Consider the following 18,705-nt stretch of genomic DNA (forward strand, 5'->3'; position numbering starts at 1 on the left):
CCCGAGTATGGGTCAGGCCAGCCCGCTGTACGACAGCACCATGATCACGACGACGGCGGCGGCCAGCCCGGCGGTGATCAGCAGCAGCACCCAGCCCGGCAGCGCGGTCCCGTCGAGGACGGGGGCCGCGGGACGGTGGGTGGCGGCGGTGGTGGCGGGCATCGTTGCTCCTGCGGTTCGGACTGCGTCGGACGGACGAACCTGATGTCGCGCACGGACCAGGAACCGTTAACCGTGGTCCCCGAAACTGATGACGGCTAGGTTCGGAGCGACGTCGACGACGACCGTCAGGCCCACCTTCCGGAGGTGCGATGAGCTCGCCCACCACGACCCGACCGGCATCCGACGCGGCCCGCGTGGCACAGGCCGCCCGGGAGGTGGTCGAGGCCCACGACCCGCTGTCGGTGCCGCGCGAGGAGCTGTTCGGCGCCCTCTACGACGCCGGGCTCGCCTGGGTGCACCACCCCGAGGGGCTCGGCGGCCTCGGGCTGTCCCGCGGGCTCCAGCCGGTGGTCGACCAGATCGTCACCGACGCCGGCGGCGAGCGGATGTTCGCGGTCAACCCGATCGGCTACGGCATGGGCGCGCCGACCGTGGTCGAGTACGGCCAGGACCGTGACCGGGTCGGGGCCTGGCTCCGGCCGATGGCCACCGGCGAGGAGATCTGGTGCCAGCTGTTCAGCGAGCCCGGCGCCGGCTCCGACGTCGCGGGCCTGGCCACCTCCGCGGTCCGTGACGGTGACGAGTGGGTCGTCAACGGGCAGAAGGTCTGGACGACCCTGGCCCACGTCGCGCGGTGGGGGATGCTCGTCGCCCGCACCGACCCCGAGCAGCCCAAGCACCGCGGCCTGACCTACTTCGTGATCGACATGACCCAGCCGGGCGTCGACGTCCGCCCGCTACGGCAGATGACCGGGCAGGCCGAGTTCAACGAGGTCCACCTGCACGACGCCCGGGTCCTCGACGCGCACCGGCTCGGTGAGGTCGGCGCCGGCTGGAAGGTCGCGATCACCACCCTGATGAACGAGCGCACCGCCATCGGCGGGGTCACCGGGCGGCGCGGCAGCGGCGTCATCGGCGAGGCCCTCGGCCTGTGGCGGGCCCACCCCGACCGGCACACCCCGGTGCTGCGCGACCGGCTCGCGGCACTGTGGACCCGCGCCGAGACCCACCGCCTCACCCTGGCCCGCGCGCGGCGCACCGCGAGCGCCGGACAGCCCGGTCCGGAGGGGTCGGTGTCCAAGCTGGTCGGCGCCGAGCTGAACCAGGACGTCTACGAGTTCTGCATGGACCTGCTCGGCCCGGACGCGCTGCTCTACGACGACTGGACGATGGACCGCGGGCGGGTGCACACCGACCCGAACTCCACGGTGCAGCAGCGCTTCCTGCGCTCGCGCGCGAACACCATCGAGGGCGGTACCTCGGAGGTCATGCGCAACATCCTCGGCGAACGCGTGCTGGGTCTGCCCGGCGAGCCCCGGTCGGACTCCGACCGCCCCTGGAAGGAGGTCCCCCGTGGCTGAGCAGGAGCTCCGGGAGTTCGACGTCACCGACGAGCAGCGCGAGCTGCGCGCGGCGCTGCACCGCTTCGCCGAGCGCCAGCACGACGAGGCCACCCTGCGCCGGCTCGTCGACACCACCGACGGGTTCGACCGGGCACTGTGGGCCCGGCTCGGCACCGAGCTCGGCGCGCTGTCCCTCGCGGTGCCCGAGGACCTCGGCGGCGCCGGCGGGACCTGTGTGGACCAGGCCGTCGCGGCGGAGGAGCTGGGTGCGGCGCTGGTGACCGGGCCGCTGCTCGGCACCGTCGCGCTCGCGGTCCCGGCGCTGGTCGCGGCCCCGGCGGGCGACGGGCGCGACGCGCTGCTCGCCGCGCTGGCCGACGGCTCGCGCACCGCGGCCCTGGTCGCCCGGCTCACCACGCCCTACGACGGCGCCTCCGCGGCCGGTGTCACCGCCGACGGCGACCGGCTCACCGGCACGGTGGAGCACGTCCCGGACGCGGGCGCCGCGGACGTGCTGTTCGTCGCGGCCGCGGGGCCCGAGGGCCCGGTGCTGGCCGTGGTCGACCCCGGCGCCGACGGGGTGCGGGTGCAGCGGTGCGGCTCGTTCGACGTGACCCGCCCGGTCGCCCGGGTCGTCCTCGACGGGGCGACCGGAACCGTACTCGCCACCGGCGCGGACGCCGACGGCGCGCTGCGGCACGCCTTCCGCACCGCCGGGGCGCTGCTCGCCGCCGAACAGGCCGGCATCGCCCGCCGGCTGCTCGACCTGACCGTCGCCTACGCGAAGGAGCGGCTGCAGTTCGGCAGGCCCATCGGGTCGTTCCAGGCGGTCAAGCACCGGTGCGCGGACATGCTCGTCGCCGTCGAACAGGCCCGGACCGCGGCGCTGCACGCGGCCTGGGCGGTCGACGACCCGCGCGTCGACGATGCCGACCTCGCCGTGTCGATCGCGCAGGCCACCTGTTCGGAGACGGCGTACCGGGTCGCCGCCGACGCGGTGCAGCTGCACGGCGGGATCGGCTTCACCTGGGAGCACGTCGCGCACCTGTACTACAAGCGCGCCGTCGCCGACGCGGCGCTGCTCGGGTCCGCCGAGGCCCACCGCGAGCGCATCGCCGCGCTGGTGCTGGACACCCTCGGCGACGACGTCCGCGAGCCCCGGGTGGCGACCGGCTGAGCGCGGGGGGGGGGGCGGGTCAGACCTTGTTCAGGCCCGGCTCCCGGTCCGGCACCACGAACGACGCCGCCGTGCGCACCGTGGCACCGGGCTCGCTGATCCGGGACACGGTGCGGAAGTCCGCGCGCATCTGCGCGGAGGTGAAGGTCGCCAGCACGTAGCCGCGCCGGTCGAGCGACCACACCGAGCTGCCGCTGCCACCGGACTTCGCGTCGCCGTCGCCGTCGCCGCCGGAGGTGACCGAGGTGGTGACGAGCTCGGTGCCGGCGATCCGGTCGTCGGCACCGGGGATCTCGTTGGCGTGGTGGACGTGCTCGTCGCCGGTGAGGACGACGGCGTTGCGCACGCCCGCCTCGGTCCAGCCGCGGACGACCCGCTCCCGGGACCCGGTGAACTCCCCCCAGGTGCCGGACTTGCCGCCCCGGCGCGGGGCGAAGAACACCTGCTGGGCCAGCACGTCCCAGCCCGCGGCGGAGTCGGTCAGCCCGCGCAGCAGCCAGCGTTCCTGGTCGGCGCCGAGCATCGAGCCGCGCATCCGGTACTGGCGGGTGTCCAGGACGTGGAAGGTGGCGAGCGAGCCCCACTCCAGCCGCCGGTAGAGCTGCATGTCCGGGCCGTCGGGCACCGAGGCGCGGCGCAGCGGCATGTGCTCGTAGTACGCCTGGGCCGCGGCCCGGCGCCGGTCGGGCGTCGCGCCATCCCAGTCGTTGACGACCTCGTGGTCGTCCCACACCACCACCCACGGGGCGACGGCGTGGGCGGCGCGCAGGTCGTCGTCGGAGCGCTGGTGGGCGTGCGTACGCCGGTAGCCGGCGAGGTTCTTCGGCTCCGGCGGGCCCGGGTCGCGGACCTCCCCGCGGTCGGTCTCGTAGAAGTAGTCGCCCAGGTGCAGGACGAGATCGGGGGCGTCGGCGGCCATCCCGCGGTAGGCGGTGAAGTGGCCCGCACCGAACTTCGCGCACGACGCCGTCGCGATGGTCAGCGAGGCGGCGGCCGCCCCCGCCGCGGGCGCGGTCCGGGTGCGCGCGACGGGGGAGAGGTGGCCACCGGTACGGAACCGGTAGAAGTACTCGCGGCCCGGGGCGAGTCCCGCGGGCTCGGCGTGCACGCTGTGCGCGAGTTCGCGGGTGGCGGTCTCCGTGCCGCGCGACACGACGCGGGCGAAGCGCTCGTCCTCGGCGACCTCCCACTCGACCTCGACCGCCCGGTCGGGCATCCCGCCGCGGCCGTCCTCGGCGTCGGGCTCGGGGGCGAGCCGGGTCCACAGGACCATCCCGTCGGGCGACGGGTCGCCCGAGGCGACGCCGAGGGTGAACGGGTCGGGCGTCGTCGCCTGGCGCAGGGCACCGGCGAACCAGCGGGGCACGGCGGCGGGCTCACCGCCGGGCGTGGCCGGCACCAGCCCGGCGACCGCGGCCCCGAGGGTGCCGAGCAGCACGCTGCGGCGTGGCAGTGCGGTCACACGTCCTCCTGTGCGTGGTGGTCGGGGAGAACCGTCCATGCTCCGCCCCGGCGACCCCGACGGCGGTGCGCACGCGCCGGGGCCGGTGTCGCCGGACGAGTGAATCACCGCGGGTACCCGGCCACGGGCGATCGGCCGGAACCGGCCGGGTGCACACCCGGTCCCCCGCGGCACGCCCGCACCGACGACTGATGTGCAGTGACTTGCATCACATCCAGGCTCACGTCGAACCTCCGCTCGTCGAGTCACGAAAACAGTTCATCGGGATCGCGTCCGCTCGCGGCCCGCGACCGCGACGCCCTCGACGTCGCGGTCGGAATCGTGCCGCTCTGCCCCCGAAAATGTGTGAGTCGGGGGTCGGTCGATCATAAATATTGACTATGTAACGCGCTGGAAATGGTCGACGATTCTGCCCGTACACGCTCGTACTGCCGGGGGATGACGATGGTGTCGAAAGACGGGGTGATGACCGCCGGGCCTGTGCGCGAACAGGAATCGCGCACGGCGTCCGAGTCGGAACACGCTGTCGTGATCGCTTTCACAGCGATCATCACGGAGCTGCTCGACGCACCCGTGCGGCCGGACGACCACTTCTTCGTCGACGCCGGTGCCGACTCGATGGTCCTCGCCCGGTTCTGTGCGCGGGTCCGGCAGCGGCCCGACCTGCCGCACGTCGCGATGACCGACGTCTACGCCCACCCCACCGTGGCCGGGCTGGCCGCGGCACTCGCCCCGTCGGTCGCGCGCTCCGCTCGCACCGTCGACGACGTGCGCGAAGGCTACCGGGCGATCCTCGCCGAGCTGGTCGGCGCCGACGTCGGGGCCGACGCCGACGTGTTCGCCGACCTCGGTGCCGACTCCATGACGATGACCCGCTTCTGCGCCAGGGTCCGCCGCCGCGACGACCTGCCCGACGTCGCGATGACCGACGTCTACGCCCACCCCACCGCCGCCGGTCTGGCCGTCGCGCTCGCCGGCGACGCCGGTCCCGTGCCGGACGAGGCACCGCCCGCGCTGCCGGTCCCGACCGGCACCACCCGCGCCTACGTACTGTGCGGCGCGGCGCAGCTGCTCACCTTCGTCGTGTTCACCCTCGCCTATGGCACCCTGCTCGGCGCCGTGTTCCAGTGGATCGCCCTCGGCACCGGGCTGCTGGACTTCTACCTGCGCTCGCTGGCCGCGGTGGCGGTGGCCTTCACGGTGTTCGCGGTGCTCCCGATCGCCGCGAAGTGGCTGCTCGTCGGCCGGTGGACCGAGCGCGAGATCCCGCTGTGGAGCGCCGCGTACTACCGGTTCTGGCTGGCCAGGACCCTGGTCCGCACCAACCCGCTGCTGCTGGTCGCCGCGGGCTCGCCGCTGCTGCCGCTCTACCTGCGGCTGCTCGGCGCCCGGATCGGACCCGGCGTGGTCATGCTGGCGCGCACCATCCCGGCCTGCCCGGACCTGCTCACGATCGGCGCGAACACCGTGCTGCGCAAGGACTCGATCCTGTCCTGCTACCGCGCCGAGCCGGGCATCATCCGGACCGGCCGGGTCACGATCGGTGCCCGCGTCGTCGTCGGCGAGGCGTCGGTGATCGACATCGGGACCGAGATCGGCGACGGCGGACGGCTCGCCCACGCCTCCTCGCTGCACACCGGCCAGGTCGTCCCGGCCGGTGCGACCTGGTGGGGCACTCCGGCCCGCCCGGGCGGCGGAGACCCCGGCGCCGGGGTCTCGGCGACGATCGGTCGGGCCCGGCGCGCCGGCTATGCGACCGGCCAGCTCGGCTGGCTGCTGCTGGTCTGGCTGCCGCTGGGCACCGGTGTGGTCGACGTCGTGCTGGCGTCCGTGCCGACGCTGGCGGCGGTGATCGGCAGCGGGGCCGCCGGGGTGGTCTCGTCCCAGCTCTGGCTCGACGCCCTCGTCAGCTCGACCGGCCTGCTCCTCGCCGGGACGGCCGTCGGTCTGTTCGGGGCCGCAGTGGTCGCGCGCGTGCTGTCGCTCGGGCTCACCGAGGGACGTCCGTACCCCCTCTACGGCCTGCGATACACGTTGCAGCGCACCGTGTTACGGATCACGAACGTCCGGTTCTTCACCTATCTGCTCGGCGACAGCTCCTACATCGTCGATTACCTCCGGATCATCGGACACGATCTCCGGCGGACCCCGCAGACGGGGACGAACTTCGGGACGGCGGTGAAGCAGGAGACGCCGTTCGCGAGCTCGATCGGAACCGGCACGATGGTCGCCGACGGTTTGTCCATCGTCAATGTCGACTATTCGGACACCGCATTCGTCGTGAACCGGACACGGATTGCGTCGAACTCGTTCCTGGGCAACAGGATCGTGTGGACGGCCGGCTCCAGGGTCGGCGACGACTGCCTGATCGCCACCAAGACGCTCGTCCCCACGGACGGCCGGGTGCGGACCGGGGTCGGGCTCCTCGGCTCGCCGCCGTTCGAGATCCCCCGCACCGTCGCCCGGGACTCGATGTTCGGCCACCTGCACACCGGCCTCGACCTGCACGACCGGCTGCGCGCCAAGAACCGCTACAACCGCCGCACCATCGCCCTGGCCGTGGCGTTCCGGTGGGGTGCCCTGTTCGGGGTCACCCTGCTCACCCTGATCGTCGCCGCCCTGCTGGCGCCGCTGGGTCCGGTCGCGGTCGGGGTGCAGCTGCTGCTGTCGCTGCTGTTCACGATGACGTACACGATCACCGTCGAGCGGCTCACCGTCGCCGGGCGCCGCCGGCTGCAGCCCCGCTTCTGCTCGGTCTACGACCCGTACTTCTGGTGGCACGAGCGGTACTGGAAGCTCGTGGTGCAGGGCTGGGACCGGATGCTCGCCGGAACCCCGTTCAAGAACCTCGTCACCCGCGCCCTCGGCGTGCAGATCGGCCGCCGCGTGTTCGACGACGGGTGCAACATGACCGACCGCACGCTCGTGCGCATCGGCGACGACGTCGTCCTCAACGCCGGGTCGGTGCTGCAGTGCCACTCGCAGGAGGACGGCACCTTCAAGTCCGACTTCATCTCCGTCGGCACCGGCGCCTGTCTCGATGTCGGCGCCTTCGTCCACTACGGCGCCGTCGTCGGCGACGCCGCCCGCATCGGCTGCGACGCCTTCCTCATGAAGGGCGAGGACGTCCCCGCCGGTGCCGTCTGGGAGGGCAACCCGGCCGCCGCCCCGCGGTCCCGCCCCGCCCCGGCCCCGCTGCTGAACGGAGAGACCGCACGATGACCGGCACGCTCGCCGACCCCGCCACCACGACCACCCGCGAGTACTGGACCCGGGTGCTGCTCACCGGCGGCGCCACCCCGGCCCCGTCGTGGACGGCGACACCCCGGCCCGGGACCGCCGTGCACACCGAGCCGATCCCGCGGGACGCGGTCGCCTCCGTCGCCGCGGTGACCGGCGTGGAGCCCGGCGCGGTGCTGCTCGCCGCGCACGCCGCCGTCCTCGCGGCCCTGTCCGGCGACACCGAGGTGACCGCCGGTGTCCCGGCCCGCGCCGGCGCGACGCCGCTGCCGGTGTGCCTGGACACGGCCCGCAGCTGGTCCGCGCTGGTCACCGCGGCCGCCGACGCACTGGCCGGGCTGCGCGCCCACCCCGGGCCCGACCTGGGACGCCTCGCCGCCGAGCTCGGGACCGCGGTGCCGTCGTTCGGCACGGTGCTCGACCCGGGCGCGGACCTGCGCGGCGCCGAGATCGCCCCCGGGGCGCTCGGCCGCACCGGCGACCGCGGCGCCGACCCGTGCCCCACCACCGGCGACGGGCCGGCCGCCGGGTTGCACGTCGCGGTGTCCGGGTCCACCCTGCGCCTGACCCACCGTCTCGACCTGCTCGACGAGGACGCGGCCGCCCGGATCGCCGGCTACCATGCCGCGGCCCTGGCGCTCGCCGCCGCCGACGCCGACGCGCCCGTCCGCCCGTCGGCGCTGGTCGGGCGGGCCGAGCGCGACGCCCAGCTCGGCGATCTCGCCGGCCGGCCCCGGGACCTGCCCGACCGCCGCCCGCACGAGCTGCTCGCCGACCGCGCCGCCGCGGCCCCCGACGAGGTCGTCGCCGAGCACGCCGGGGTCACCCTCACCCGCGCCGAGCTGGAGGACCGGGCCGCCCGCGTCGCCTCGAGCCTGCTCGACGCCGGGCAGGCGCCCGAGGACGTCGTCGCCGTGGTGTGCGACCGCGACCTCGACTGGATGGTCGCGGTGCTCGCCGTCCTGCGTGCCGGCGGCGCCTACCTGCCGGTCGAGCCGCACTTCCCGGCCGAGCGGATCGCCCGCACGCTCACCCGCGCCGGGTGCCGGATCGCGCTGACCACCGACGCCACCCGCGCCCACCTCGACGAGGCCGGCGTCGCGACGACGGTGCTGACCGTGCCGGACGCGGTCGCCGCCGCCGACGGCCCCGCGCCCACCGCCGACGTCCCGGCCGACGGACTCGCCTACCTGTACTTCACCTCCGGCTCCACCGGCGAGCCCAAGGGCGCGATGTGCGAGCACGCCGGGATGCTGAACCACCTGCTCGCCAAGATCGAGGACCTGGAGCTGGAGCCGGGCTGCGTGGTCGCCCAGACCGCGCCGCAGTGCTTCGACATCTCGCTGTGGCAGCTCGTCGCGGGTCCGCTCGCCGGTGGGCGGACCCTGCTCGTCGAGCAGGACGTGATCCTCGACGTCCGCCGCTTCGTCGACACCCTGGTGCGGTCCCGGGTCACCGTCGCCCAGCTCGTACCCAGCTACCTCGAGGTCGTGCTGACCTACCTGGAGGAGCACCCCACGGCGCTGCCCGACCTGCGGATGGTCTCGGCCACCGGGGAGGCGCTCAAGACCGAGCTGGTGCAGCGCTGGTTCCGGGTGCTGCCCGGCGTCCCGCTGGTCAACGCCTACGGCCTGACCGAGACCTCCGACGACACCAACCACGCCGTGCTGCGCGAGGCTCCCGCGGACGGCCGGGTCCCGCTCGGCGCCCCGGTGCCCGGGGTGAAGGTCTACGTCGTCGACGCCGACCTGGCGCCGGTCCCGCTCGGCGCGCCCGGGGAGATCGTGTTCTCCGGGGTGTGCGTCGGCCGCGGCTACGTCAACGACCCCGACCGCACCGCCGCCGCGTTCGGCTCGGACCCGCACCGGCCCGGCGAGCGGCTCTACCGCAGCGGCGACCACGGCCGCTGGCGCCCCGACGGGCAGCTCGAGTTCCTCGGCCGCCGCGACAACCAGGTCAAGATCCGCGGGTTCCGGATCGAGATCGGCGAGATCGAGAACGCGCTGCTGGCGGTGCCCGGCGTCCGCGACGCCTGCGTGGTCGTCGCGACGACCGCGGGCGGGCCGCAGCTGGTCGCCTATCACGCCGGCGACGGCCCGGACGCGCCCGAGGTCCGAACCCGGCTGGCGCGCAGCCTGCCCGCCTACATGGTCCCGCCGACGGTCCACCGGCTGGACCCGCTGCCGGTCACCGCCAACGGCAAGATCGACCGCAAGACCCTCACCGCGCACGCGACCGCGGCCGCGGCGCAGGCCGCCGTCGCCGGGAGCGCGTCGGCCGGCCCGACCGGTGGCGAACTCACCGCGGCCCAGCGCCGCGTCGTCGACGCCGTCACCCGCGTGCTCGACCTGCCCGCCGGATCGGTGGGCCCCGACGACGACTTCGCCGACCTGGGGGGCAGCTCGCTGTCCGCGGTGAAGCTCGTGATCGCGCTCGGCCGGGCCGTCACGGTCCGCCAGGTGCTCGACCATCCCGTCCTCACCGACCTCGCCGGGTTGCTCCCGGCCGACCAGCGCTGACCACCACAGGGGGAGACATGACCGGATCACTGCTCGGGGTGCGCCCGCACCCCGGACGACCGCCCGTCCTCGACGCGGGCCCGGGCGGCGATGCCGCCGGCTGGACCGAGCGCCACGGCGACGCGCTGCGTGACCTGCTCGACGACCACGGTGTCGTGCTGGTGCGCGGGCTCGGCCTGCGCACCGTCGCCGACGTCGCCGGTGTGGCCGCCAGGCTGGGGACCGGCAGCTACGTCGAGCGCGAGGCGATCGCCGCCCGGACCCTGCTGTCCGACGGCGTCTACTCGGCCACCCCGTGGCCCGCGCGCCAGCCGATGTGCGCCCACCACGAGCTGTCCTACGTCCTGGACACGCCCGCCACGCTGCTGTTCGCCTGCCTGCGTGCACCCGAGACCGGCGGCGCCACGCCACTGGTCGACACCAGCCGGGTCGCGGCGGACCTGCCGCCCGCACTCGTCGACCGCGTCGAGCGCGAGGGCTGGATCCTCACCCGCTCCTACGGCGACGACATCGGCGCCTCCTGGGAGCAGGCGTTCGGCACCGCCGACCGCGACGCCGTCGAGCGCTACTGCCGGGCCAACGCCATCGACACGGTCTGGACGCCCGACGGCGGGCTGCGCACCCGCCAGCGCCGGCACGGCGTGCTGATGCACCCGGTCACCGGGCAGCGGGTCTGGTTCAACCAGATCGCGTTCCTGTCGGAGTTCGCGATGGACCCCGAGGTCCGCGAGTTCCTGCTGGAGATGCACGGCCCGGACGGGCTGCCGTTCAGCACCCGCTTCGGCGACGGCTCCCCGGTGCCCGAGGCGGTCGTCGACGAGATCAACGCCGCGCACGACCGGCACGCCGTCCGCGAGCCCTGGCAGGACGGCGACCTGCTGGTCGTGGACAACCTGCGGTTCGCCCACGGCCGCGACCCCTACACCGGTGACCGGCATGTCGTCGTCGCCATGACCGACGGCGTCGCCGTCCCCGCCTTCGAGGGAGCCCGATGAACGCCCCGGCCGAGTCCGTCCCCGCCTTCTCCGTGATCTCCGGCGCCCAGGTGGCGCGGGCGCTCGGCGGGCGGGAGAAGGAGCTCGTCGAGCTCGTCGAGGACACCTACCGGGTGCACGGCGCCGGCGCGACGGTGAACCCGCCGTCGTACTTCCTGCGGTTCCCCGACAGGCCGTCGTCGCGGATCATCGCGCTGCCCGCGTCGCTGGGCGGCACCGGTGACGACACCGGCGTCGACGGCATCAAGTGGATCTCCAGCTTCCCGGAGAACGTCGCCCGCGGCGTCCCCCGGGCCTCGGCGGTGCTGATCCTCAACGACCCCCGCACCGGCTACCCGTACGCCTGCCTGGAGAGCTCGATCATCTCCGCGACGCGCACCGCGGCGTCGGCGGCCTCGGCGGCCGACCGGCTCTCGCGCGACCGGGCCCGCCCGCGTCGCGTCGGGTTCGTCGGGACCGGGCTGATCGCCCGCTACATCCACCAGTTCCTGGTCGGCACCGGATGGACCTTCGACGAGGTCGGCGTGTTCGACCTGTCGGCCGACTCCGCGGAGGGGTTCCGGGGCCACGTCGAGCGGACCGCGCCCGGCGCGGTCGGGATCCACGACTCCGCCGAGTCGCTGGTCCGCGGCAGCGACCTGGTGATCTTCGCGACCGTGGCGGGCACCCCGCACGTGCACGACCCCGCCTGGTTCGACCACCACCCGCTGGTGCTGAACGTGTCGCTGCGCGACCTGTCGGCGGACATCGTGCTCAGCGCCTTCAACGTCCTCGACGACGTCGAGCACTGCCTCAAGGCCGACACCTCCCCGCACCTGGCCGAACAGGCCACCGGGAACCGCGACTTCGTCGACGGGACCCTCGACCAGGTGCTCGACGGCACGCTGGCCGTCCCCACCGACCGCACGGTCGTGTTCTCCCCGTTCGGCCTCGGGGTCCTCGACCTCGCCGTCGGACGGTTCGTCCACGCCGAGGTCGCCCACGCCGGCGAGCTGCACACCGTCGACGACTTCTTCCACGAGCTGAGCCGGCACGGCTGAGCCGCCACCACTGGTACACGAGGGGTCGACGATGACCGTCATCTCCGCACCCGAAGACTTCAACACCGACGACCTGTACGTCGACCTGACCGGGGTCCTCGGACTGTCGGTCTACCTCAAGTGCGAGGGCTTCAACTTCGCAGGATCGGTCAAGCTCAAGGCCGCACTCGGCATGGTCACCGACGCCGAGCGGCGCGGCCTGCTGCACCGCGGATCGGTGCTCGTGGAGTCCTCCTCGGGCAACCTCGGCGTCGCGCTCGCCATGATCGCGGCGAGCCGGGGCTACCGGTTCGTCTGCGTCACCGACCCGCGCTGCAACCCGGCCACCCACCGGCTGATGGAGGCGCTCGGCGCGGAGGTCCGCGTCGTCGACACCCCGGACGCGGCCGGTGGATTCCTCGCCACCCGGATCGCGCTGGTCCGCTCGCTGGTCGCCGGCGACGACCGCTACGTCTGGCTCAACCAGTACGCCAACCCGCAGAACCAGGGCTCGCACCGGGTCACGACCGGGCCGGAGATCGAGGCGGCGTTCCCGCAGCTCGACGTGGTCTTCGTCGGCGCGGGCACGACCGGCACGCTGATGGGCTGCGCCCGCTACTTCCGGTCCCGGCCGCGGCCGGTCCGGGTGGTCGCGGTCGACGCGGCCGGATCGGTCACCTTCGGCGACCGGCCGACGCCCCGGATGATCCCGGGGCTGGGCACCAGCGTCCGCCCGGAGGCGCTCGACGAGTCCTACATCGACGACGTCGTGCACGTCGCCGAGCCCGACACGCTCGAGGCGTGCCACGCCCTGGCCCGCCGCGGGTTCCTGTTCGGCGGGTCGACGGGCACCGTCGTCGCGGGGGCCGCGGACTGGCTGCGCCGCCACGGCGACGCGACGACCACGGCCGTCGCGCTCGCCCCGGACATGGGGGAGCGCTACCTGGACACGGTCTACCGGCCGTCCTGGCTGGCCGAGCACTTCGGCCCCGAGGCGGCGGCCGGGATGCCGCAGCCGCGCGAGGCCACGATCACCGAGGTCACGCCCGCCGGCGTGGTCACCGAGATCCTGCCCGGTGGCCCGGCCCTGGTCGCGGGGTCCCGCTGATGGCCCGCACCAGGACCCCGCGGGCCCCGCTGGTCCCGCCGCGGCGCGAGGCACCGGCGGAGACGGCAGCCGGGTCGTCGCCGTCCCGGCCGACGCCCTACCGCCGCGAGAACGCACCGCGGGAGCCGGCCGGCGGAGCCCCGGGTGCCGTCGACGACGCCTCCGCGACGACGGCGCTGCCCGCGGTGACTCCGTCGCCGGCCGGTGCGGCCCCGGCGCGGGGCGACGAGCGACCCCCGGTGCGCGCCGCAGACCCGGCGTCGCCCGGTACCGGTCCCGCTGAGCTGTCGCGGCCCGCCGAGCCGTCGTCGCGCTCCGGCACGCCGGACCGGGCCCGGTCGCGACGGCGGGGGCTCCTGCCGCCGCCGGGTGCGGTGACCCGGGCCGAGCCCGCCGCGTCGACGGCGGGTCCCGGTGCCCCGGGTGCCTCCGGTGCTTCCGGGGTGGAGGACACCGTGCAGACGCGACCGCGCGCCGGGGCCCACCGCACCGCGACCCCGACGTCGCTGCCGACCTCACCCCGCACCGGCACCCCGGCTACGTCCACGACCCCGGTTCAGGGTCCGGCGAACGGCGCGAAGGGCAGGAACGGTGCGCGCGGCGCGGTCTCGGCCACGACGCCCGTCGGACCGTCGGCGGTCACAAGGACGGCGCCCGTCACCGGCTCGTCGGCCCTGCCCACCCGGTCCACACCGCCGGGCGCGCCGGCACCGTCCCGCCCGTCCCCGGCCACCTCGGCGATCCCGCCGGTGCCGCCGACGGCGTCCGTGCCCACCCCCGCACCGGCCCCGCAGCGGTCCCCGGTCGCACCCCCGCGCCCGGCCCCGACGGGGTCCGGCCCGGAGCTGCCGGCCGGGTTCGACGGTCCGGTCCCGCCCGGGGCGCCCCGGCCGGACCGGACCGCGGCCCCGGCCCCGCCGACCGCCCCCGCGGCCGCACCGAACCCGGCCGCGACACCGGAACCCGTCCCGTCCGGGTCGGACCGCAACGGCCCCCTGGCGGAGATCGGCGCGACCCTGCGCCGTCGCCGCGCCCCGGTCACCGGAGCCGTGCTGCTCGCGGCCGCGGGCGCCGCGGGCCTGGCCGTGCTCTTCCCACCACCCGCCGTCGCGACGACGTCGGTGCAGGTCGGCTCGGTCGGCACCGCCGACCCCGGGCCGGCCACCGCCCGCGCGCTCGCCGCGGCCGGCAGCGCCGCCTTCACCGATCGCGTCGCCCAGCTGACCGGCTCCACCGTCACCGACGTCGCCGGGCGCCTCGTGCTCACCGCACCCGAACCGGGTGTGGTCGCCGTCCGCGCCACCGGCACCGACGACGCGAGCGCCACCGCGCTGGCCGACGACGCGGTCACCGCCCTGCGCGAGCGCATCGGCGCCCTCGACGCCGCCGTCACCACCGGCGGCACCCAGCCGCTGCGCGCCGAGATCGACCGGCGCGCCGCCGACGCCCAGGCCACCGGCAGCTCCGGCACCACCGGGACCGACCCGGTCGCCGAGCAGCTCGGCCGGACGCTGGCCGACCGGACCGGGCAGGTCACGGTCGTCGTCGACGGGCCCGCCCCGGTCGTCGCGCCGGGGGTCCCGACCGCGTGGTGGGTCGGCGGGGCGGCCGGTATCGGCGCCGGTGCGGCGCTGCTGCTGGCCGGTCTCGGGGTGCCCGCGGTCCGCCGCGGCCGCGGGCTGCTGCCCGAGGCCCACCCCGAGGACCGGCTCCGGGCCCGGCTCGACGTGCCGGTGCTCGCCCCGGGCACCGCCCCGGACGCGGTGCCGCGCCTGGCCGGTGCCTACCGCGACCTGCTGCGCCACGTCGACTGCCTCACCGTCGTCCAGCTGACCCGCGAGCCCGCCTGCGACGTCGCGTCCGAGCTGGTCAAGGCGGCCGCACTGGTGGGGGACCGGCGCGAGTACCGCGACCTCACCCCCGGCGTCCCGGCGACGACCGTCGCCCCCGGAGCGCCGGTCGTGCGGGCCCTGCGGGTCCCGCGGCTCGCGCACGAGGACCTGCGCGCCGTGCGCGACGGCGGGCCGAGCGTGCTCGTCGTCGAGACCGCTGCGACGACCACCGAGGACGTCGTGACGGCCGTCGCCGCGCTGCGGGCGGTCGGTGCGCCGCCGCTGCTCTGCCTGGTCTGGCCGGGACGCCTGCCCCGGGACCCGGCCCGCGTGCCGCTGCCCGCGGACGCCCGGACCCGGTCGCAGCACCCGTGAGGCGGGCCGGGTCGGTCGAGTGCGCCGTCGTCGGGCTGGGTGTGCTCGGCGCGGCGTCGCTGCTCGCGCTGGTCCGCGCCGGGGTGTCCTGCGTCGGGCTGGAGTCCGGGCGCGTCGGCCACCCCGACGGGGGTTCCGGCGGTGAGACGCGGATCTTCCGCACCGCCGTCGCGACCGGGCCGGACCACGTCCGCCTGCTCGACCGCAGCCGTGAGCTCTGGACCGGGCTGCCCGGCGCGCCGTTCACCGCCTGCGGCGCGCTCACGCTCGGCGCCCGCGACGACCCGCGGGTCCGGGCGGTCGCGCTGCCGGGCCGGACCACCGTGCTCGACGCGGCCGCGGCGGCCGTGCGCTGGCCCGCGCACCTGCTCGGCGCGGACGAGGTGGCCGTGCTCGACCCGGGCGGCGGGCTGCTCGACGCCGGCACCGCCACCCGCGGGCTCGTCGCGGAGGCCCGCCGGGCCGGGGCGGCCGTCCGGGAGGGCGTCACCGTCGTCGGCATCGGCAGGCGGCGCGGGCGCGGCGTGCTGCACACCGTCGACGGCGAGACCGTCGCCGACAACGTCGTGATCGCCACCGGCCACGGCGCCGGTCTCGTCCCGGGCGCCATCGGGATCGAGCAGCGCCGCGTCGTGCTGAGCTGGTTCGGGGTGCGGGACCCCGCCCGGTTCGCGCCCGCGGTCTTCCCGCCCGGGATCCACACCGCGGCACCGGTGCACACGTTCTTCCCCGCCGTCGACGGCGCCACCGTCAAGATCAACCACCAGCAGCCGCAGCCCCGCGTCCACTCGCCGGCCGACCACCACCCGTGGGTCGAGGCCGGCTACACCCGGGACTGGGCCGGTGCGGTCGCCGCGCGCCTCGCCGGGATGTCCGACCGGCCCGCCCGGCTGGAGTCCTACGTCGAGGGCTACACCCCGACCCGCCGCGGGATCGTCGCGCTCGCCCCGTGGGAGCCGCGCACCGTCGTCCTCGGCGGGTTCTCCGGGCAGGGCTTCAAGTACGCCCCGGCCGTCGGCGAGCTCGTCGCCGACCTGGTGCGGACCGGCCGGTCCGGGTCGCCGGCGTTCACCCCGGCGCTCGCGGCCGGGGGCTGAGCGGCCCGCTTCCCCGGATCCGCCCCGGGGTGCGATCGTGGGTGCCGTGCGAGCGCAGCTGATCTCCCGTGCCGACCTCGACTTCCTGCTCCACGACTGGCTGCGGGTGGTCGAGCTCTGCGACCGCGAGCGCTACGCCGAGCACGACCTCGACACCATCGACGCCGTCGTCGACCTCGCCGCACAGGTCGCGACCGAGCACTTCGCGCCGCACCGCAAGGTCTCCGACACCCGCGAGCCCGAGTTCGACGGCGAGCGCGTCACGCTCCCCGACGAGGTCCGCGCCGCGCTGAAGGTGCTGGGCGACACCGGGATCGTCGGCGCCGGGCTCGACGAGCGGGTCGGCGGGATGCAGCTGCCCGCCGTCGTCGTCCAGGCGTGTTTCGTGTGGCTGCACGCCGGCAACGTCGCCACCGCCGCCTACCCGATGCTCACCGTCGCCGCGGCCAACCTTCTGCTCACCCACGGCAGCTCCGAGCAGGTGCAGACCTGGGTGCGCCCGATGGTGGAGGGCCGCTACTTCGGCACGATGTGCCTGTCCGAGCCGCAGGCCGGGTCGTCGCTGGCCGACGTCACCACCCGGGCCGAGCCCCGCGACGACGGCACGCACCGGATCACCGGCACCAAGATGTGGATCTCCGGCGGCGAGCACGAGCTGGGGGAGAACATCGTCCACCTCGTGCTGGCGAAGATCCCCGGCGGACCGGCCGGGGTGAAGGGCATCTCGCTGTTCGTGGTGCCCCGGGTGCTGGAGAGCGGCGAACGCAACGACATCGCCCTCGCCGGGCTCAACCACAAGATGGGCTACCGCGGCACCGTCAACACGGTGCTGAACTTCGGCGAGGGCCGCGCGACCCCGGGCGGGGAGGCCGGCGCCGTCGGCTACCTGGTGGGGGAGCCGCACACCGGTCTCGCCCAGATGTTCCACATGATGAACGAGGCCCGGGTCGGGGTCGGGGCGGGTGCCACCGCACTCGGCTACGCCGGTTACCTGCTGGCCCTCGACCACGCCCGTACCCGCACCCAGGGCCGCCCGGCCGGGGCGAAGGACCCGGCGAGCCCGCAGGTGCCGATCGTCGCCCACACCGACGTGCGCCGGATGCTGCTCGCAAGCAAGTCCTACGTGGAGGGTGCGCTCGCGCTGAACCTGTACTGCGGGCGGCTCCTCGACGAGGAGCGCACCGCGGGGACCGACGAGGAACGCCGCCGGGCGCACCTGCTGCTGGAGGTGCTGACCCCGGTCGCGAAGAGCTGGCCGTCGCAGTGGTGCCTGCACGCCAACGCCCTCGCCATCCAGATCCACGGCGGCTACGGCTACACCCGCGACCACGACGTCGAGCAGCTCTACCGCGACAACCGGCTCAACCCGATCCACGAGGGCACCCACGGCATCCAGGGCCTGGACCTGCTGGGCCGCAAGGTCGTGATGCAGGGCGGCGCCGGGCTGACGCTGCTGCGGGAGACGATCGGGCAGACCGTGGAGCGCGGACGCGCGGTCGGCGGGGAACTCGCCGCGCACGCCGACGCCGTCGCGGCGGCCGTGGACCGGGTCGTCGAGGTGACCGGGATCGTGCACGGCCAGGACGACCCGGCGCTGGCGGTCGCACACTCCTCGGTCTACCTGGAGGCCGTCGGGCACGTCGTGCTCGCCTGGATCTGGCTGGAGCAGGCGCTCGCCGCCGAGGGCCGCGACGGCGACCTCTACGAGGGCAAGCGTGCCGCGGCCCGCTACTTCGTGCGCCACGAGCTGCCCCGCACCGGCCCGCAGCTGGACCTGCTCGCGTCGCTGGACCGGACCACGCTCGACGTCCGCGACGCCTGGCTCTGACCCTCCTCAGCCGGGGAACACCGGGACGCACGCCCCGGTGGCCCGGCCGTCGGGGTGCAGCAGCCACCCCATCCGCTTGCGGGTCCGCAGGATCACCGAGGTGTCCACGATCTGCGCCTGCGGCAGCGACCGCTCCAGCGCCGACTGCATCCCGACCAGCTCGCCCAGCGAGTGCGTCCACGCCGTGACCAGAAGATTCTCCGGCCCGGTGAGCGACAGGCACAGCCGCACCCGCGGATCGGTACGGACCCGGCGCACCGCGTTCTCGACCGCGGCGGTCGGCAGCCGGATCCACCACGTCACGCAGATCGGCCACCGGGTCAGCAGCTGTGCGACCTCGCAGCGGAACACCAGTGCCCGCGAGCGCACCAGCGCCGACAGCTGCCGGCGCACCGTCGACGCCGGCCGCCCGACCCGGTCCGCGAGCTCCGCGGCGCTCGCCCGGCCGTCGGCGCACAGCTCCCGCACCAGCGGCGCGTACACCGGCCCCCGCAGATCGACACCCGCCGCCTGCGGTGTCGTGTCCGCCCGGCGCAGCGCGCGCACGG

At 75.4% G+C, this 18,705-nt stretch carries 14 protein-coding genes; 10 read left to right on the top strand and 4 right to left on the bottom strand.

All coding sequences use genetic code 11. From position 1 onward, the window contains the following. Positions 1-12 precede the first annotated feature (12 nt). Positions 13-162: a hypothetical protein gene (locus DMP15_RS13795; RefSeq protein WP_157818196.1), complete on the bottom strand. Its 150-nt coding sequence runs from the start codon at positions 160-162 to the stop codon at positions 13-15. A gap of 149 nt (positions 163-311) precedes the next feature. Between DMP15_RS13795 and DMP15_RS13800 the strand changes: the two genes are divergently transcribed. Together DMP15_RS13800 and DMP15_RS13805 are read left to right on the top strand one after the other, a co-directional pair. Further along, positions 312-1,523 (top strand): acyl-CoA dehydrogenase family protein, encoded by a 1,212-nt coding sequence (locus DMP15_RS13800; RefSeq protein ID WP_073574543.1) that lies wholly within the window; start codon positions 312-314, stop codon positions 1,521-1,523. Then, a complete protein-coding gene (locus tag DMP15_RS13805; RefSeq protein WP_073574544.1) occupies positions 1,516-2,682 on the top strand; it encodes an acyl-CoA dehydrogenase family protein in 1,167 nt (388 codons plus the stop codon). Before DMP15_RS13800 ends, DMP15_RS13805 begins: the two co-directional genes overlap by 8 nt. Positions 2,683-2,701: 19 nt before the next feature. Here the strand turns inward: DMP15_RS13805 and DMP15_RS13810 are convergent, their stop codons facing one another. Then, positions 2,702-4,183, bottom strand: a complete 1,482-nt coding sequence (locus tag DMP15_RS13810; RefSeq protein WP_073574545.1) for an alkaline phosphatase D family protein — start codon at positions 4,181-4,183, stop codon at positions 2,702-2,704. Positions 4,184-4,672: 489 nt separating this feature from the next. On the opposite strand from DMP15_RS13810, the gene DMP15_RS13815 reads away from it, so the two are divergent. From DMP15_RS13815 to sbnA, 5 genes are read left to right on the top strand one after another with little or no spacing between them, the layout of a single operon-like run. Next, a complete protein-coding gene (locus DMP15_RS13815; RefSeq protein ID WP_337825983.1) occupies positions 4,673-7,366 on the top strand; it encodes a Pls/PosA family non-ribosomal peptide synthetase in 2,694 nt (897 codons plus the stop codon). Continuing rightward, the gene (locus tag DMP15_RS13820) at positions 7,363-9,903 is read left to right on the top strand and encodes a non-ribosomal peptide synthetase (RefSeq protein ID WP_073574546.1); all 2,541 of its coding nucleotides are present in this window, start codon (positions 7,363-7,365) and stop codon (positions 9,901-9,903) included. The genes DMP15_RS13815 and DMP15_RS13820 overlap by 4 nt, the downstream gene beginning before the upstream one ends. A gap of 17 nt (positions 9,904-9,920) precedes the next feature. After that, entirely contained in the window at positions 9,921-10,898 is a 978-nt protein-coding gene (locus DMP15_RS13825) for a TauD/TfdA family dioxygenase (RefSeq protein ID WP_062395838.1), read from the top strand. Continuing rightward, positions 10,895-11,938: a 2,3-diaminopropionate biosynthesis protein SbnB gene (sbnB, locus tag DMP15_RS13830; RefSeq protein WP_073574547.1), complete on the top strand. Its 1,044-nt coding sequence runs from the start codon at positions 10,895-10,897 to the stop codon at positions 11,936-11,938. The genes DMP15_RS13825 and sbnB overlap by 4 nt, the downstream gene beginning before the upstream one ends. Before the next feature lie 31 nt (positions 11,939-11,969). Next, positions 11,970-13,025 (top strand): 2,3-diaminopropionate biosynthesis protein SbnA, encoded by a 1,056-nt coding sequence (sbnA, locus tag DMP15_RS13835; protein WP_083658153.1) that lies wholly within the window; start codon positions 11,970-11,972, stop codon positions 13,023-13,025. A 556-nt stretch (positions 13,026-13,581) separates the two neighbouring features. On the opposite strand, the gene DMP15_RS13840 is transcribed toward sbnA, so the two are convergent. Continuing rightward, entirely contained in the window at positions 13,582-13,800 is a 219-nt protein-coding gene (locus tag DMP15_RS13840) for a hypothetical protein (protein ID WP_337825984.1), read from the bottom strand. Between DMP15_RS13840 and DMP15_RS13845 the strand changes: the two genes are divergently transcribed. The 3 genes from DMP15_RS13845 to DMP15_RS13855 are packed head-to-tail and all read left to right on the top strand — an operon-like array spanning position 13,793 to position 18,157. Then, positions 13,793-15,232 carry a hypothetical protein gene (locus DMP15_RS13845; RefSeq protein WP_337825985.1) on the top strand — a complete coding sequence of 480 codons (1,440 nt, stop codon included), beginning with the start codon at positions 13,793-13,795 and terminating at the stop codon, positions 15,230-15,232. The two genes, DMP15_RS13840 and DMP15_RS13845, sit on opposite strands and share 8 nt — an antisense overlap. Further along, complete coding sequence (locus DMP15_RS13850; RefSeq protein WP_073574550.1) at positions 15,229-16,329, top strand: FAD-dependent oxidoreductase; 1,101 nt, start codon at positions 15,229-15,231, stop codon at positions 16,327-16,329. Before DMP15_RS13845 ends, DMP15_RS13850 begins: the two co-directional genes overlap by 4 nt. A gap of 46 nt (positions 16,330-16,375) precedes the next feature. Continuing rightward, complete coding sequence (locus DMP15_RS13855; RefSeq protein WP_073575254.1) at positions 16,376-18,157, top strand: acyl-CoA dehydrogenase C-terminal domain-containing protein; 1,782 nt, start codon at positions 16,376-16,378, stop codon at positions 18,155-18,157. Positions 18,158-18,163: 6 nt separating this feature from the next. Here DMP15_RS13855 and DMP15_RS13860 read toward each other — a convergent pair whose 3' ends face one another. Continuing rightward, a complete protein-coding gene (locus tag DMP15_RS13860; RefSeq protein ID WP_083658157.1) occupies positions 18,164-18,703 on the bottom strand; it encodes an Lrp/AsnC family transcriptional regulator in 540 nt (179 codons plus the stop codon). Positions 18,704-18,705 lie beyond the last annotated feature (2 nt).

It is taken from the genome of Pseudonocardia sp. UM4_GMWB1, assembly GCF_017312155.1.
GTDB lineage: Bacteria > Actinomycetota > Actinomycetes > Mycobacteriales > Pseudonocardiaceae > Pseudonocardia > Pseudonocardia alni.

Bases quoted from the DNA above. Each gene is read 5' to 3' on its own strand.
- DMP15_RS13820 (WP_073574546.1), top strand. From the start codon at position 7,363: ATGACCGGCACGCTCGCCGACCCCGCCACCACGACCACCCGCGAGTAC.
- DMP15_RS13800 (WP_073574543.1), top strand. From the start codon at position 312: ATGAGCTCGCCCACCACGACCCGACCGGCATCCGACGCGGCCCGCGTG.
- DMP15_RS13795 (WP_157818196.1), bottom strand. From the start codon at position 162: ATGCCCGCCACCACCGCCGCCACCCACCGTCCCGCGGCCCCCGTCCTC.
- DMP15_RS13825 (WP_062395838.1), top strand. From the start codon at position 9,921: ATGACCGGATCACTGCTCGGGGTGCGCCCGCACCCCGGACGACCGCCC.
- DMP15_RS13810 (WP_073574545.1), bottom strand. From the start codon at position 4,183: ATGGACGGTTCTCCCCGACCACCACGCACAGGAGGACGTGTGACCGCA.
- sbnB (WP_073574547.1), top strand. From the start codon at position 10,895: ATGAACGCCCCGGCCGAGTCCGTCCCCGCCTTCTCCGTGATCTCCGGC.
- sbnA (WP_083658153.1), top strand. From the start codon at position 11,970: ATGACCGTCATCTCCGCACCCGAAGACTTCAACACCGACGACCTGTAC.